Raw genomic sequence first — 771 nt, forward strand, 5'->3', positions numbered from 1 at the left:
CTGCGTAATCCTAAGAGAAATAGCAAAACGGCCAATAGGCAAAGAATAATTGTGATAGACGACAAAATGATATCCAAAAGCTGTGTGCCGCTTATTTCATATGACTGAGTTAGATTGCCTTCTAATATATCTTTAACTTTTAGTACTATGTTTATATTGGTATTTGCGCCGTTGCTCAGCAAGGAGACGGCTGTTCGTTCATTTGGCAGTATGACTACTTCGGTTCTGAAATTTGGATTGCCCCCAGTGTGTTCTATAATCGTTTGTTCGGCGTTTACGGACCAGCCTGCCGCATAATACATACCGTTGACAGCCGAAACAGACATATCACCCCTATGTGATTTTTCGATAACCATGTGAAATATTTCGGGTATGTCCTGCACGATCCCCATCTGTATGCCCATCCAACGCGCCATATCTTTTGTATTAGAAATGATGTAGCCTGCGGGTTTATTCCCAGCATAATCCGGAGCTTTAAATGGAGTTGTCATAAAAAAGGAAGAACGGTAGCCCTGTGCCAACTGTCCAGTGGCTTGAGCAGCTTCTTTATAAACATACGTCTGGTGAAGACCTAACGGCTGAAATACCTGTTCCTTCATAAAGTCTTCATAGCTTTGTCGCGACACAATCTCAATAACCAAACCCAATACGTCATAATTAACGGTTCCATAGTTATACTGTTCACCGGGAGGGAACGCCAATTCAGCATCCACGAGCATTTCCACAGTCTTTTGCAACATATCCGGTGTATTGCCTTGTGGAATATTTTGA

1 protein-coding gene is annotated in these 771 nt (G+C 42.3%); it reads right to left on the bottom strand.

Going from position 1 to position 771, the window contains the following annotated elements; translation table 11 throughout:
- The coding region (locus MR115_RS29515) for a serine hydrolase domain-containing protein (RefSeq protein WP_242243850.1) at positions 1-771 on the bottom strand (771 nt) is incomplete at both ends.

This window comes from Bacillus cereus group sp. BfR-BA-01309 (assembly GCF_022664315.1).
Classification (GTDB): domain Bacteria; phylum Bacillota; class Bacilli; order Bacillales; family Bacillaceae_G; genus Bacillus_A; species Bacillus_A mobilis.